We start from the raw sequence: 1,371 nt of genomic DNA, 5'->3' as shown, positions 1-1,371 counted from the left end.
CTGTCGAACACGCTCTTGCTGAACTCGATCGTGTCGTGAGCAGGTCCGCGGGCAGCGAAGTCCTTGATCACGTCCTGGCCGAAGTTCGACGCAAACGTGAACGTATCCGCCCCCGCTTTACCCACCATGACATCGTTGCCGGTGGTGCCGGTCAGCGTGTCGCTGCGGCCCGAGCCGATGATCGCCCCGCCCGAGCTGGTCCCGACCGATTGGCCGGTGGTATCGACCTGCTCCGCGGTAAAGGCGTGGCTCTTGCCCGACAGGTCGGAGGTTTGGAAGCTCCACTTGCCGTCGGCACCCGTCGTGGCCGAACCGACCGAGGTCGTGCCGTCATACAGCTTGATCTCGCTGTTGGGATCGGCCGTGCCCTTGATCGTCGCGGTGTGATCCCAGTGCTGACGCACATTGGTGACTTCGACGGTTGAAGCGTCCTTGGTGCCGCTGTGCGAGCCAATCGGCGGATCGATCGGCTGCGACAAGGCGCTGGTGTTGCCGGCTGCGTCGGTGGCCGTCGCGGTGAAGGTGTGAGACCCGTGCTTGAGATTCGGGGTCGTCACGCTCCAGTCGCCGTCACTTGCAACCGTCGCGGTGCCGAGCAGGGTTGTGCCCTCATAGAGCTTGATCAAGCTCCCGGCTTCCGCCGTACCGGATACCGTTGCGCGGTTATGCGTGGTCGGATCGCTCAACAGAACTGGAGCATCGGGGGCCGCCGTATCCACCGTGACATCCAGCGCAGTCGATGCCTTGCTGGTGACGCCCGAGACCGTGTCGGTCGCAGTGAAGCTGTGCTTGCCGTCGAGCAGGGCGGCGGTCGTGTAGTGCCACGCTCCGCTGGCGTCCGCCGTGACCGAGCCGAGCTGGGTGGTGCCGTCGAACACCTTGACCGTGCTGTTGGCTGCCGCAGTCCCGTCCAGGGTCAGCGTCTTGTCGCTGGTGATGTGATCACCGGCGATCCCGCTGTCGGTCGAGAACGAGGCAATCTTCGGTGCGGCCGGCGCAGTGCCCGTTCCGGTGCCCGAGGTGCCCGAACCGGTGGAGCCCGAGGTTCCAGAACCGACGACCGCATCCACGGCCGTCGACGCAGCACTGACGTTGCCGGCAACGTCAATCGCCTTCGCCGTCAGGGCGTGCGAACCGGCCGACAACGCAGACGTCGTGACGCTCCACGCACCGCTCGAGTTGGTCGTCGCGGTGCCGACCTGCGTCGTTCCCTCAAACACCTTGATCGTGCTGTTCGCTTCGGCAGCCCCCGACATCACGACCTGATTGGCAGTGTTGACGGTGTCACTCGCAATCGTCGGTGCAGCGGGCGCCTTGGTGTCGACGGTGACCGCCACCGCAGCCGACGCCGCGCTGGTCTGACCCGACGAG

The 1,371-nt window shown here is 65.6% G+C and carries 1 protein-coding gene; it reads right to left on the bottom strand.

Annotated elements, in window-relative coordinates; genetic code table 11:
• Window positions 1–1,371 (bottom strand): Ig-like domain-containing protein (locus tag CVM73_RS38695; protein WP_245452557.1); only part of this gene is annotated, 1,371 nt, incomplete at both ends.

The sequence above is a fragment of the Bradyrhizobium forestalis genome (assembly GCF_002795245.1).
Taxonomy (GTDB): Bacteria; Pseudomonadota; Alphaproteobacteria; order Rhizobiales; family Xanthobacteraceae; genus Bradyrhizobium; species Bradyrhizobium forestalis.
The sequence above is the reverse complement of the archived record's forward strand: the minus strand, read 5'-3'. Positions and strand labels throughout refer to the sequence as shown.